We start from the raw sequence: 14,017 nt of genomic DNA on the forward strand, positions 1-14,017 counted from the left end.
ATGGCCAAGAAAACCAAGGAAGAATCGGAAGCGACGCGGGAACGGCTGCTGGACGCCGCGGAGGAGGCGTTTCTCGAGAACGGCGTCTCCCGCACCTCGCTGGAGCGGATCGCCCGTCACGCGGGGCTCACCCGCGGCGCCATCTACTGGCACTTCCAGGACAAGAGCGACCTCTTCGAGGCGATGCTCGAACGCGTGCGCCCACCGATGGCCGAGCTCGTCGAGGAGCTCTGCCGGACCCACGACGGCGACCCGGTGGAGACCCTGCGCGGCCTGTGCCGACACGGGCTGGACCGCATCGCCCAGGACCTGCGTCACCGCCGGGTCTACACGATCCTGTTCCACCGCAGCGAGCGCGTGGACGACATCAACCCGGCCGTTGCCCGCCAGGACACGCTGATCGCCGAGATCATCGACCTGTTCGAACAGCAGTTCGAGCGGGTACAGGCACGGGGCCGGCTCAACCCGGCGATCCCGCCGCGGGTCGCGGCGATGGCGCTGCACGCCTACATGTCCGGACTGTTCAGCCAGTATCTGCGCAAGCCCGCGGAGTGTGATCTCGAGCACGACGCGGACACCCTCCTGGAGGCCTTCTTCGGCCCTCTGATCCTGCCCGACGCCTGAAGGGGTTGCATTCCCCGCCTCGGCGCCTACTTTTTGAGGGCGTCACGCCTGCCGGCGCGGCCACCATCACACTCTCTTCACGATCCACTGCCAAAAATTATGTTGAACGGACCGGCGGCTGTGCCGATGATTAGCGGTTCGGCAAACGGGGAAAAGAATTGATGAAGGTCATAATCCGGCTGTTCCTGGTGGTCGTCTTCCTGGGACTCGTGTTCGGCGGCATCTTCGGCTGGAAGTACCTCCAGATGCAGGAGATGGCGAAGCAGGCGAACCAGCCGCAGCCGCCGGCCACCATCGCCACGGCCACGGCCCGCGAGGTGAGCTGGCGCCCGGGTATCCAGTCCGTGGGCAGCGTCTCGCCGGTGCAGGGCATCGAGATCACCACCGAGGTCGCCGGCAAGATCAGCGAGGTAAGCTTCGAGTCCAGCAGCCGGGTGAAGGACGGCGACGTGCTCGTACAGCTCGACGACAGTGTCGATCAGGCCTCCCTGCGCGGGCTCAAGGCGGATCGCGAGCTCGCCCGGGTGCAGTTCGAGCGCAACGCCAACCTCCTGCCCAAGCGTGCCGTCTCCCAGTCCCAGTACGACGAGGCGAAGGCCCGCTACGAGGCCGCCCGGGCCCAGGTCGCCGAGCAGGAGGCGCGCATCGCCAAGAAGGTGATCCGCGCGCCGTTCGACGGCCTTCTGGGCATCAAGCAGGTGGACCAGGGCGAGTACATCACCGCCGGCCAGTCCCTGGTCACACTGACCGCGCTGGACCCCATCTACGTGGACTACGCCGTGCCCGAACGCCGCTTCGGCGACCTCCGCAACGGCCAGACCGTACAGATCCGGGTCAGCGCCTACCCCGAACGGCAGTTCGAGGGCGAGATCACCGCCATCGACTCCGGTGTGGATGAGGGCACCCGCAGCGTGAACGTGCGCGCCACCCTGCCGAACCCGGACGACGTCCTGCGCCCCGGCATGTTCGCCCGCGTCCAGACCCTCATGCCGGAGGAACGTACCGTGGTGGTGGTCCCGCGCACGGCGATCTCCTACAACACCTACGGCGACTTCGTCTACGTCGTCACCGGGAACGACGGCGGCCAGCGCGTCGCCAAGCGCCGTGCCGTGACCACCGGCGCCACGCAGTCCGGCAGTGTGGAGATCACCGACGGGCTGTCCGCCGGCGAGGAGGTGGTCCGCGCGGGGCTGGTCAAGCTGCGTGACGGCCAGCCCGTGACCGTCGACAACAGCACCGCCCTCGACGGGGAGGTCTCCGGCGAATGAGATTCACCGACATCTTCATCCGTCGCCCGGTCCTGGCGACGGTGATCAGCCTGCTGATCCTGCTGGTCGGTGCCCGGTCGCTGGGGCTCATGGAGCTGCGCCAGTACCCGGAGCTGGAGAACACCGTGGTCACGGTGTCCACGGCCTATCCCGGCGCCAGCTCCGAGCTGGTCAAGGGCTTCGTGACCACACCGCTGCAGCAGGCCATCGCTGAGGCCGACGGCATCGACTACATCACCGCGACCAGCAGCCAGGGGGCCTCCACCATCGAGGCCCATATGGAGCTGAACTACGACCCCAACGCGGCGGTCTCCGAGATCCAGGCGAAGGTGGCGAGCCAGCGCAACGTACTGCCGGAGGCCGCGCGGGACCCGGTCATCGAGTCCTCTACCGGTGACTCCACGGCGCTGATGTACCTCGCCTTCTACAGCGATGACCTCAGCGTGCCCAAGGTCACGGACTACCTCCTGCGCGTGGTCCAGCCGCAGTTCCAGGCCGTGCCCGGTGTGGCCAAGGCCCGGCTGCACGGCAAGCGCCTGGCCATGCGCATCTGGCTCGACCCGGACCGCATGGCCTCGCTGGGCGTCACGCCCACGGACGTGGCGGAGGTGCTGCGCGCAAACAACTACCTCGCTGGCGTCGGCCAGACCAAGGGCGACTACACCGCCATCACCCTGACCGCCACCACGGACGTATCCGACCCGGAGAACTTCCGCGATCTGGTCATCCGCGGCGACGGCGATACCCTCGTGCGCCTGCGCGATATCGCCCGCAGCGAGCTCGGCGCCGAGGAGTACACGTCCGAGGCGTGGTACCAGGGCAAGCCGGCGGTGTTCATGGCCATCGAACAGGCCCCCGGCGCGAACCCGCTGGACACCGCGCAGGCCGTGACCGCGCGGGTGCAGACCGTCCGCGGCCAGCTCCCCGAGGGCATGCACGTGGTCCTGCCCTACGACGCCTCCGAGTTCATCCAGGACTCCATCGACGAGGTCTACAAGACCATCCTGGAAGCGGTGGCCATCGTACTGCTGGTGGTCTACCTCTCGCTGGGCTCGATCCGTGCCGCGGCGGTGCCGGCGGTGGCCGTGCCACTGTCACTCATCGGTGGCGCGTTCGTCATGCTCACCCTGGGCTACTCCCTGAACCTGCTCACACTGCTGTCGATGGTGCTCGCGATCGGCCTGGTGGTGGACGACGCCATCATCGTGGTGGAGAACGTCCACCGCCACATCGAGTCCGGCGAGACCCGCTTCCACGCCGCCATGCAGGGGGCCCGCGAGCTCGCCGTGCCCATCATCGCGATGACCACGACGCTGGTGGCGGTGTATGCCCCCATCGGCTTCATGGGCGGGCTGATCGGCACCCTGTTCACGGAGTTCGCCTTCACCCTGGCCGGCGCCGTGCTGGTCTCCGGCGTGATCGCGCTCACGCTCTCGCCCATGCTCTCGGGCAAGGTCCTCAAGCCCCACGGCAACCCCGGGCGCTTCGAGCAGATGGTCGAGCGGGCGTTCAACGCCCTCGCCCGCGGCTACCGGGCACTGCTCGGCCGCGCGCTGCAGACCGTCTCGGTGCTCGTGATCTTCGCCGTCGCGGTGCTGGTGTCGATCTACTTCATGTTCGTCACCGCCCAGAACGAGCTCGCCCCCACCGAGGACCAGGGCATCCTGTTCTTCCAGGCCACCGGGCCGCGAACCGCCACCCTCGACTACCTGGAGGCCTACGGCCAGGACATCCAGACCCAGATGGAGGGCGTGCCGGGCTACAAGGAAAGCTTCATGATCCTCGGCGGCGACTCGGCGAACACGATCTTCGGCGGCTTCAAGATGAAGAGCTACGCCGACCGCGACGTTTCCCAGTTCGAGGCCCAGCCGCAGCTGCAGAGCGCACTGGGCAAGGTCGCCGGACTGCAGATCAGCGCCTTCCCGCGCCCGAGCCTGCCGGGCGCCGGGGGCGGACTGCCGGTGCAGTTCGTGCTCACCTCCGGGGCGAGCTACGAGGACATGAACCAGGTGGCCGACGAGATCGTCGGCAAGGCCATGGGCAGCGGCAACTTCGCCTTCCTCAAAAAGTCCATCGCCTTCGACCGGCCCACGGTCTCCATCCAGGTGGACCGCGACCGCGCCGGCGACCTGGGCATCAGCATGCGCGAGATCGGCCAGAACCTGGCGACCATGCTCGGCGGCGACTACGTCAACCGTTTCAGCATGGACGGGCGCAGCTACCAGGTGATCCCCCAGGTGGAGCGTCGCTTCCGACTCGACGAGCAGATGCTGCGCGACTACTACATCCGTGCGGACACGGGTGCGCTGGTGCCGCTGTCCTCGCTGGTCACCCTGAAGCAGGGGGTGGAACCATCGGAGCGCACGCAGTTCCAGCAGCTCAACTCGATCACCATCGAGGGCGTGATGGCGCCCGGCGTGACCATGGGGCAGGCGCTGGGCTATCTGGAGACACAGACCGCGCAGATCGCGCCCCGCTCCTACGGGGTCGACTACACCGGGGCCTCGCGGCAGTTCAAGCAGCAGGGCACCGCGCTGGTGACGACCTTCTTCCTGTCGCTGCTGGTGATCTACCTGGTGCTCGCCGCGCAGTTCGAGAGCTGGCGCGATCCGTTCATCATCCTGGTGTCCGTACCCATGTCCATCGCCGGGGCAATGGCGTTCATCACCCTCGGCTTCGCGAGCATGAACATCTACACCCAGGTGGGACTGATCACGCTCATCGGCGTGGTCGCCAAGAACGGCATCCTGATCGTGGAGTTCGCCAACCAGCAGCAGATCCAAAAGGGGCTGTCCAAGGTCGACGCGGTACTGGAGGCCGGCGCCATCCGGCTGCGGCCCATCATCATGACCTCGGTGGCGCTCATCGTCGCCATGGTGCCGCTACTGACGGCCAGCGGCCCCGGCGCCGTCAGCCGCTTCGCCATCGGCCTGACCATCAGCACCGGCCTGGGCATCGGCACGCTGTTCACCCTGTTCGTTCTCCCCGGCTTCTACGTGCTGCTGGCCCGGGACCACGCCGCCGAGCAGCGCCGGCTGGCCGAACAGGATGACACGCACGAGCCCGATTCCGGCTCCCACGGCCTGTGACCACGGGCAGCGGGCGGGCCGCGGTGCCCGCGCGCCGTCAGCCGGAGGCGTCGTCGGCCTCGCCGCGCGCCGCCTCCGGCGGCTCGGGCTCCGGCCAGGCGTTGATGACGGCGTTGATCAGCGTCGCCAGCGGGATCGCGAAGAATATCCCCCAAAAGCCCCAGATGCCGCCGAAGACCAGGATCGAAACGATGATCGCCACCGGGTGGAGGTTCACCACCTCCGAGAACAGCAGCGGCACCAGCACGTTGCCATCCAGGGCCTGGATGATCGCGTAGGCCGCCATCACCCAGATGAACTCGCTGCTCGGACCGAACTGGAAGTACGCCACCACCGCAATGGGCACGGTGATCACCGTCGCGCCGATGTAGGGGATGATCACGGACAGCCCCGTCACCACGGCAAGCAGCGCGGCAAACTGCAGGCCGAGCAGCACGAAGGTGATATAGGCCGCCGCACCGACAATGAGGATCTCCAGGAACTTGCCGCGCACGTAGTTGCCGATCTGCATGTCCACCTCGTGCCAGACCGTGTCCGCGAGGGTGCGGTGGCGCGGCAGGCAGCGGCGCACCCAGCCGAGCAGGCGCGCCTTGTCCTTGAGGAAGAAGAACACCAGCAGCGGCACGAGGATGGAATAGACGACGAGGGTGAAGATCTTCACCACCGAGGACAGCGAGACCGAGGAAACGAGCATCCGCCCGAGGTCCACGGACTCCTGGCGGATCGCTGCGAGCAGGCTGCTGACCTGCTCGGCGGAGAAGAACTCCGGATAGCGTTCCGGCAGCCGCAGCAATGTGGTCTGACCGCGATCGAGCATGCGCGGCAGGTTCTCGACCAGCTGCGCAACCTGCTGGGTGAGCGTGGGCATGAGCGCGAACATCACCAGTGCAAAGCCGGCCATGAACAGCAGGAAGACCACGATCACCGCCGGCCCCCGCGGTATCCAGTGCTCGAGCTTCTGGACCACCCCCTCGAGCAGGTACGCGATCACGATCGCCGTGAACACGGGCGCGAGCATGTCGCCGAAGAAAACCACTGTGCCCAGCCCGACGAGCAGCACCCCGGTAAGGGCGACCACCTGGGGGTCATTCATGTGGCGCCAAAGCCAATCGCGAATCGTCTGCATACCCTCGCCCGTCGGCTGCGTGACTGGAGTGACCCGGGCGGCCCGCCGGCCCGCGCCGCCCGTCGCGGCCGCGGGCGGACCATGGCGATGCGGCTCGGCCGGACATCCGGCCGGGCATCACGTCCCGGGGCCCCGCGCGGGTATACTACTAGCGATTCCCACGATAATGTCAGCCTGGGACCGGATGATCACGGCGGGGAACGTCCGCCGCGAAGGCCGGTCTGATCACCCACACCCAACCGCCGGCCGGCAGCCTATGGCACGAACACTGCTCAGCGCGCTCATCCTCGCCACCGGGATCGTCACCGCACCGGCGGCCGGCGCCGCGCTCGATCTCTCGCTGCCGGACATGGGCGATCCCGCCGACCAGGTGATGACCCCGGCCCGGGAGCACGAGATCGGCCAGCGCATGATGGGGGAGATACGTCGGGAGGCCTCGCTGGTCGACGACCCGGCGATAACGGGCTACATCCACGACCTCGGCGTGCGGCTGGCCGGGTACTCCGGCCGTCCGAGCGACGGCTTCAGCTTCTTCCTGATCGACGACCCGCGGATCAACGCCTTCGCCATGCCCGGGGGCTACATCGGGATGAACACCGGGCTGTTCCTCGCCGCCCAGAGCGAGAGCGAGCTCGCCTCGGTGCTGGCCCACGAGATGACCCACGTCACCCAGCGTCACCTCGCGCGCCGCATCCTCGCCGCCCAGGGCAGCAGCCTGCGCACCATGGCAATGATCCTCGCGGGCATCCTCATAGGCACCCAGGACCCGCAGGCCGGGTCCGCGGCGGCGATGTCCGGCATGGCAAGTGCGGCCCAGAGCCAGCTCGCCTACTCGCGGGAACACGAGCACGAGGCCGACCGCATCGGCGAGGAGCTGCTCGCGCGGGCCGGCTTCGATCCCCATGGCATGCCCCGCTTCTTCGGCCGCCTGCTCGACGCCAGCCGCTACAGTGCCACGCCTCCGCCGTTCCTGAGCACCCATCCGCTCACCGAGGAGCGCATCGCCGAGAGCCGCCAGCGCGCCGACGAGCTGGCGGCCTCCCAGGGCAAGACCTTCGAGAGCGCGAACTTCGCGCTCATTCACGCGCGCCTCGCGGCCATCACCGCCCACAGCGGCAGCGCCGCCGTAGAGCGCCTGCGCGGCCAGCTGGACGACGGCAAGGCGACCCGTGCCGAACACTACGGGCTCGCCGTCGCCCTCATCCGTGCCGACCACCTCGATGCCGCCCGCAAGGCGCTCGACACGGCATCCACGGATGGCGGGGAGCGCGCCGCGTACTACCTCACCCGGGCCGACATCGCCCGGGCCGCAGAGCAGCCCGCACAGGCCATATCCATCCTCGAGGAGGGGCTGTCACTGTTCCCGGACGACTATGCCCTGGAGTACCGGCGCATCCAGGCCCTCACCGCCGCTGGCCGGCACGAGGAAGCCCTCAAGGCCGTCACCGCCGCTGCCGAGCGCCATCCCTGGTCCGACGATCTTCTCCGCCTGCATGCCCGCACCGCGGACGCGGCGGGCCGGCAAGCGGAGGCCTCGCTGGCCATGGCACGCTTCTACGCCGCCCGCGGCGACCTGCGCAGTGCACTGCGCCAGCTCGACGACGTCCTCTCAAGCCCCGCCGCGGACGGCTACCAGCGCTCCCGTGCCCGGGCCCTGCAGCAGAACTGGCAACAGCAGATATCCGGCAAGGACGGGGAACCCTCATCCGGGGAGTGACCCCGCGCCCCGCCAGCCGCGATGTTAGACTGTCGCCCGGACCGCCGAGGGCGGCGGTGACGGCGACGCTGTGCAGCCGCCACGAGGCGGGCGCACGCCCCACTGCGAGGCACGACAACGACCATGGGCACGGGCGCGGAAGACTGGCAGGCGGAGATGGCACGGTGGTTCGCCACGCTGCAGCAGGCGTGGGGCCTCGGCGCCGGTGATGACCTGCCGCCGCTGGAACGGCTCTGGGAGCACTGCAGCGATCCCGCCATCGCCACCCCTGAAGCGGCCAGGACCAGCGCGGCGGGCCTGCACCAGTGGCAGGCCGCCCTGCCCTCCGCCCCTCCCGCACCACCGGACTGGGAAACCGGCCTCGCTTTTCTCGGCCCGCTGGCACGCTTTGTGGCCCCGGCGGGGACGGCCGGATTCGGCCCCGGGGGCAGCCTGCAGCGCCAGCTGACCGCTCTCGCCTCGAATCTGCACGACTGGCAGCGTGCCGCCCTAACCCTCGCCGGCACGCTCGCCGGTATCGTCGCCACGGGCACCGAGGACTACGCCGCGGCAATCGAACACACCTCGGAGCCGGACGCGGAGACACGCCTGGCGCGTTGGGCGACCTGCGTCGAGGTTCGCTACGAGCGCGCCCTGGCCGAAGGCGGCCTCGCCGAGGCCCTGGCCGCCTTCTGGAGCGCAGCCACCGCCACCCGCAACGCGCTCACTGCGGTCATGGACGAGATCGCACCCTCGCTGGGCCTGCCCAGCCGCGCCGAGCTCGCCAACGCGCAGGAGCGCATCACGCGGCTGGAGCGCCAGCTCGCCGGATCGGGGACGGGATGAACGCAGCACGCCGGCGGCAAACCGGGGGACGACGCCTCGCCAACGCCCGTGCCCGCGGCCTCGCCGAACGCCTCGCGCAGGCGTACACCGTCGTCGAGACCACACCGCTGTATCGCCTGCGCCACTATGCTGGCGGGCCGGGACGCCCGCTGCTGATCGTCTACTCGCTGGTCAACCGCCCCGAGCTGCTGGACGTCTCGCCGCGGCGCTCGGTGGTGGCACGGCTGGCGGCCTCCCGGCCGGTCTACCTGCTCGAATGGCGGGACCCGGAGGCCGCGGACCGCTTCCGCGACCTCGCCGACTACGCCCTGACCGGCATCGGCAACGCCCTGGCCACGGTGCGCGCGCGCCACGGCGACGGCCCGCCGCACCTCGCCGGCGTCTGCCAGGGCGGCTACCTCGCGCTCTGCCACATGGCACGCAACCCGCAGGCCGCGGCAACGCTGACCACGCTCGCCACGCCGGTGGACGGTGCCGGCCCGGAGGACACGCTCGCACGCATGGCCCGCGGCATGGACCTCTCGGCGGTTCACGCGAGCGCCCGGAACGTCCCTGCCAGCGAGCTCAACTGGGCGTTCACCGCCCTGCGCCCGCTGCCGCTGCTCATCGACCGCTACCGCACCGTCCCCGAGGACGACGACGAGGCCCTGGGGGAGTTTCTGCGCATGGAGCACTGGATGTACGAGGGACCGGATCAGGCGCTGACCGCGTTCGTGGAGTTCGTGCGTGCCCTCTACCGGGACAACGCCCTGATCCGGGGCGGCCTGACCCTGCGCGGCTGGCCGGTGCGCCTGGAGGACGTCCGCGTGCCGGTGTTCAACGCCGCCGCCGAGGCGGACCACCTCGTGCCGCTGGCCGCGGCCACGGCGCTGGCCGGGCGCACCGGCGGGGAGTACACCGAGCACCGGCTGCCCGGCGGACACCTGGGGGTGTTCATCAGCAGTCACGCCCACGGCACGCTCTATCCCGCGCTGGACGACTGGCTCTCGGCAAGGGAATGAGCCCGCCGGCGGCGAAGCGACCGCCGCCTCGGGCATGCATCAGGGGCAGGGCTCAGAAGCTGCAGAACAGCGCGCCGTTCACCGGGATGTTCGCCCCGTTGATGTAGCCGGACTGCTCCTCCGCGAGGAAGGCCACCACCCGCGCGATCTCCTCCGCCTCGGCCATCCGCCCGGTCGGGATCTGGGCAACGATGGACTCGCGCACCTTCTCCGGGATGGCCGCGGTCATGGACGTGCGCACGTACCCCGGGGAGACGGTGTTCACCGACACGCCCTTGGGCGCACTCTCCTTCGCCAGCGCCATGGTGAAGCCGTGGATACCGGCCTTGGCGGCGGAATAGTTGGTCTGGCCGAACTGCCCCGCCGCACCGTTGACCGAGGAGATGTTGACGATCCGCCCGTAGCCGCGGTCGCGCATAGCGCCGACGAACTGGCGGGTGACGTTGAACACGCTGTTGAGGTCCACCGTGATCACCGCCTGCCAGTTGTCCGGGTCCATCTTGTGCAGGAACGCGTCCCGGGTGATGCCGGCGGCGTTGACGAGGACGTCGACGTTGCCGAACTCCTGCTCGACGTGGTTCGCCATCTCTACGCAGGCCTCGAAATCCGAGACGTCGCAGGCGACCCAGTCCACCTCGTAACCCGCCTCGCGCAGTTCGGCCTGCCACTCGCGGATGTTCTCGCGCTCGGGGTCGACGCAGGTGCTCACCACCCGGTGGCCGGAGCGCACCAGGTGCTTGCAGATCTCGGTACCGATACCGCCGTTGCCGCCGGTCACCAGGGCCAGACGTTCGCTCATGCCGGCTACCTCTTGAATCTATGGATCGGAATGGACGCGCACGCACAACGCGGATTGTGCGGCGCACAATACCGGGCAAGCGTAGGACCGCCCCGGGGATGTGTCAACCGGATTCCGGGCCCGCCCGTGCCGCCACGGAGCGGGAGAGGGGAGACCGCCCGGCGCAGGAGCACCGGGCCGGTAATGCGGAATGCGGCGGCCGGCTCAGTCGTCCTTGTTGCCGCCGCCGGAGCTGGAGCCGCCGCCCTTCTTGTCGCTGCCGCCGCCGGAGCCGGAGGAGGAGCCGCGGCGGGCGCCACCGTCGCTGAAGCCGCTCATCGCCTGCCACATCGCGAGGTTGCGCTCGGTGATCTGGCTGAGCATCTCCATCGGGTCGCCGCCCATGAGGCTGCGGGTGCGCTCGTGGAACAGGCGCTGCTGCTCCTCCCACATCTCCATGCTCTTCTCCAGGTAGCTGGTGAGCATGTTCTGCATGTTCCCGCCGTAGGAGCGGATGATCTGGGCGAGCAGATCGCTGGAGAAGATGGGCTCGCCGCCCTCCTCCTCCTCGCTGATGATCTGCAGAAGGATGCTGCGGGTCAGATCCGCCTTGGTCTTGGCGTCCACCACCTCGAAGTCCACGCCGTCGAGCACGAGGCGCTTGACGTCGGCGAGGGTGATGTAGCTGCTGATCGCCGTGTCATAGAGCCGGCGATTCGGGTATTTCTTGATCACTCGGGTCTCGGACATGGGTGCTCTTGCCTGGCCGTTGGGTGATGAGGGCGCCGCCCGGGGGCGGACGGCGCGTGGCGGTTTCTATCGCTCCACGGCCAGGGCGACGCCCTGTCCGCCGCCGATGCACAGCGTCGCCAGTCCCTTGTGCACGTCCCGGCGCTTCATCTCATGGAGGAGCGTGACGAGGATACGGGCGCCGGAGGCCCCGATGGGATGACCGAGGGCGATGGCACCACCGTTGACGTTGACACGCTCCATGTCCCATTCGAGCTCGCGGCTGACCGCAAGCGCCTGGGCGGCGAAGGCCTCGTTCGCCTCGATAAGGTCCAGGTCCCCAATGGACCAGCCCGCCCGCTCGAGACAGCGCCGGGTCGCCGGCACCGGGCCGGAGCCCATGTAGGCCGGATCCACGCCGGCGTTGGCATAGGCACGGATCCGCGCCAGCGGCTCCAGGCCGAGCGCCTCCGCCTGGCCCGCGGACATCATCAGCACCATGGCGGCGCCGTCGTTGATCCCGGAGGCGTTGCCGGCGGTGACGCTGCCATCGCCCTTGAACGCCGGGCGCAGCTTACCGAGCCCCTCCGCGGTACAGCCGTGCTTGATGAACTCGTCTTCGTCGAAGCGGATCGGATCGCCCTTGCGCTGGGGGATCTCGATGGGAATGATCTCGTCGGCGAAGCGCCCGGCCTTCTGTGCGGCCTCGGCGCGCTGCTGCGAGGTCGCGGCCAACTGGTCCTGCTCCTCGCGGGAGATGCCGTACTTCTCCGCCAGGTTCTCCGCGGTGACGCCCATGTGGTACTGGTTGAAGGCGTCCCAGAGGCCGTCCTTGATCATGGTGTCCTCGAGCTTCCAGTCGCCCATGCGCTGACCGGTGCGGGACTTCGGCAGGGCGTGCGGTGCGGTGCTCATGCTCTCCTGGCCGCCGGCGACGATGGTGCGCGCATCGCCCAGCCGGATCGCCTGGCTGGCGAGATGGGTCGCCTTGAGGCCGCTACCGCAGACCTTGTTGATGGTCATGGACGGGCAGCTTACCGGCAGACCGGCGTTGAGCGCCGTCTGGCGCGCCGGGTTCTGACCGGCGGCGGCAGCCAGGACCTGGCCGAGGATCACCTCGTCGATCTGCTCGCCGTCCACGCCGGCGCGCTGGAGCAGACCGCGAAGCACCTGGGTGCCGAGATCCACTGCCGAGAGCTGCGAGAGGGCCCCGCCGAAATTGCCGATGGCGCTGCGTCCGGCGGCGACGATGACCGTATCTTCCATTACTGCCTCCCTGACCCGTCTGTGTTGAGCCCTTTGAGTAGCTGTCGATCATAACAGCCGTGCGCGCGCGATGCCGCCCCGCACAAAAACGCCGCGACCAGCGGGCGGAAACCTCCGGCCGTGCGTGTCCCGGCCGGACTCCGCAGGGACAGGCGGCTTACCGCGGGGCGGAGACGAGGCCGAGGAAGGCGGCTGCCTTGGCGCCCGTTTCGTCGAACTCCCCCGCCTCGGTGGAATCCGCGACCACGCCCCCGCCGGCGCGGTATTCCACCCGGCCGCCGGCCGCAACGGCGGTACGGATGGCGATGCTGGTGTCCATCGCGCCATCGTCACCGAGGTAACCGACCGCACCGCAGTACACACCCCGCCGGGTCGGCTCCAGCTCGTCGATGATCTGCATCGCCCGGTGCTTCGGGGCCCCGGTGATCGAGCCGCCGGGCAGACAGGCCGCCACCAGGTCCAGGGCGTCGCGTCCGGCGGGCAGCCGCCCGGTCACCACGCTGACCAGGTGCTGCACCGTGGCGAAGCGCTCGACGTCGAACAAACGCGGCACGCGCACGCTGCCCGTCTCGCACACCCGACCGAGGTCGTTGCGCAGCAGATCCACGATCATCAGGTTCTCCGCCCGGTCCTTGGGCGAGCCGCGCAGGTCCGCGGCGAGGGCAGCATCGCGCCGCGGCTCCGGGTCCCGGGGCCGGGTACCTTTGATCGGCCGGGTTTCGACGGCACCGTCGCGCAGTTGCAGAAACCGCTCCGGCGAGATGCTGAGCACTGAACGCCCGGGCAGGTCGAGATACGCGCCGTATCCGCCGGGACTCGCCTCGCGCAGGGCCAGCCACAGGCCCAGGGGGTCGCCCTCCAGCGGCGCCTCGAACCGGCGCGCCAGGTTCACCTGGTAGCAGTCCCCGGCGTGGAGGTAATGCTGCACCCGGGCGAAGGCCGCGGCGTAGGCGCCACGGTCCAGGTCGGCCAGTACCGGACCGAGCCGCCAGCGCCGCGCCGGAGCCGTTGTCGCCGCCATCGCCGCGTCCAGCGCGTGCGCCAGCGACGCATCCGCCGCCGGACCGGCGAGCCACGCCCGGCACCGGTGGTGATCGATCACCACCGCCCAGTCGTAGCGCCCGAACTCGGCCTCCACCGTGCCGGCGGAGGCGTCCGCGAGGCCCATCAGCCGGCGTCCGAGGTCGTAGCCGAAATAGCCGATGAGCCCGCCGGCGAACGGCGGCGGCCCTACCGGCGCCCGATCCAGCCCGGCCCGCAGCCCGTCCGGAAAAAGGCCGGTATCCACCCATGTCCCTCCCTCGGCGCAACGGCGCCGGACCACGCCGTCGACCACCCGGAACCAGGCCCGTGGCGCGGCGGCAATGATGTCGTAGCGGGTGCCGGCGACGCCGCCGCTGTCGAGCCACACGGCGCCGGGCCAGTGCGCGGCGATGGCGGAAAAGGATTTCCCCGGATGGCGAGGATACGCTAGCGTATGGTGCATGGTCGGGCTTCGGAGAGGCTCCGTTGATCCGGCGTGAAACGACCGCCGCAAAGAACGACAATCCTACCAGCCCCGCGAAGAGGGCCAATGCGGGAGAGCGGCGGGCGA

At 69.5% G+C, this 14,017-nt stretch carries 11 protein-coding genes; 6 read left to right on the forward strand and 5 right to left on the reverse strand.

The features are described from left to right. The 3 genes from ACEZHJ_RS06070 (at position 1) to ACEZHJ_RS06080 (ending at position 4,981) form a co-directional block, all read left to right on the forward strand. Positions 1 to 624 (forward strand): TetR family transcriptional regulator, encoded by a 624-nt coding sequence (locus ACEZHJ_RS06070; RefSeq protein WP_018719340.1) that lies wholly within the window; start codon positions 1 to 3, stop codon positions 622 to 624. Positions 625 to 785: 161 nt separating this feature from the next. Next, positions 786 to 1,892: an efflux RND transporter periplasmic adaptor subunit gene (locus ACEZHJ_RS06075; protein WP_018719341.1), complete on the forward strand. Its 1,107-nt coding sequence runs from the start codon at positions 786 to 788 to the stop codon at positions 1,890 to 1,892. Next, complete coding sequence (locus ACEZHJ_RS06080; RefSeq protein ID WP_018719342.1) at positions 1,889 to 4,981, forward strand: efflux RND transporter permease subunit; 3,093 nt, start codon at positions 1,889 to 1,891, stop codon at positions 4,979 to 4,981. Before ACEZHJ_RS06075 ends, ACEZHJ_RS06080 begins: the two co-directional genes overlap by 4 nt. Before the next feature lie 37 nt (positions 4,982 to 5,018). Here ACEZHJ_RS06080 and ACEZHJ_RS06085 read toward each other — a convergent pair whose 3' ends face one another. Further along, positions 5,019 to 6,107: an AI-2E family transporter gene (locus ACEZHJ_RS06085; RefSeq protein WP_163139009.1), complete on the reverse strand. Its 1,089-nt coding sequence runs from the start codon at positions 6,105 to 6,107 to the stop codon at positions 5,019 to 5,021. 256 nt (positions 6,108 to 6,363) lie between these two features. Between ACEZHJ_RS06085 and ACEZHJ_RS06090 the strand changes: the two genes are divergently transcribed. The 3 genes from ACEZHJ_RS06090 to ACEZHJ_RS06100 all read left to right on the forward strand — a co-directional run bounded on the left by ACEZHJ_RS06090 (position 6,364) and on the right by ACEZHJ_RS06100 (position 9,650). After that, a complete protein-coding gene (locus ACEZHJ_RS06090) occupies positions 6,364 to 7,824 on the forward strand; it encodes a M48 family metalloprotease (RefSeq protein ID WP_163139008.1) in 1,461 nt (486 codons plus the stop codon). 123 nt (positions 7,825 to 7,947) lie between these two features. Further along, positions 7,948 to 8,649, forward strand: coding sequence for a poly(R)-hydroxyalkanoic acid synthase subunit PhaE (locus ACEZHJ_RS06095; RefSeq protein ID WP_163139007.1), 702 nt, complete (start codon positions 7,948 to 7,950; stop codon positions 8,647 to 8,649). Next, entirely contained in the window at positions 8,646 to 9,650 is a 1,005-nt protein-coding gene (locus ACEZHJ_RS06100; RefSeq protein WP_163139006.1) for an alpha/beta fold hydrolase, read from the forward strand. Before ACEZHJ_RS06095 ends, ACEZHJ_RS06100 begins: the two co-directional genes overlap by 4 nt. A 52-nt stretch (positions 9,651 to 9,702) precedes the next feature. Here ACEZHJ_RS06100 and phbB read toward each other — a convergent pair whose 3' ends face one another. From phbB to pabB, 4 genes are all read right to left on the reverse strand, one after another. Continuing rightward, a complete protein-coding gene (gene phbB, locus ACEZHJ_RS06105) occupies positions 9,703 to 10,449 on the reverse strand; it encodes an acetoacetyl-CoA reductase (RefSeq protein WP_018719347.1) in 747 nt (248 codons plus the stop codon). 204 nt (positions 10,450 to 10,653) lie between these two features. Beyond that, positions 10,654 to 11,178, reverse strand: a complete 525-nt coding sequence (gene phaR / locus ACEZHJ_RS06110; RefSeq protein WP_018719348.1) for a polyhydroxyalkanoate synthesis repressor PhaR — start codon at positions 11,176 to 11,178, stop codon at positions 10,654 to 10,656. A 66-nt stretch (positions 11,179 to 11,244) separates the two neighbouring features. Then, positions 11,245 to 12,423: an acetyl-CoA C-acetyltransferase gene (locus tag ACEZHJ_RS06115; RefSeq protein ID WP_163139005.1), complete on the reverse strand. Its 1,179-nt coding sequence runs from the start codon at positions 12,421 to 12,423 to the stop codon at positions 11,245 to 11,247. A gap of 157 nt (positions 12,424 to 12,580) precedes the next feature. After that, complete coding sequence (gene pabB, locus ACEZHJ_RS06120) at positions 12,581 to 13,909, reverse strand: aminodeoxychorismate synthase component I (protein WP_163139004.1); 1,329 nt, start codon at positions 13,907 to 13,909, stop codon at positions 12,581 to 12,583. Positions 13,910 to 14,017: the final 108 nt, after the last annotated feature.

This window comes from Arhodomonas sp. KWT2 (assembly GCF_041949875.1).
In the GTDB taxonomy this organism is placed as follows: domain Bacteria; phylum Pseudomonadota; class Gammaproteobacteria; order Nitrococcales; family Nitrococcaceae; genus Arhodomonas; species Arhodomonas aquaeolei.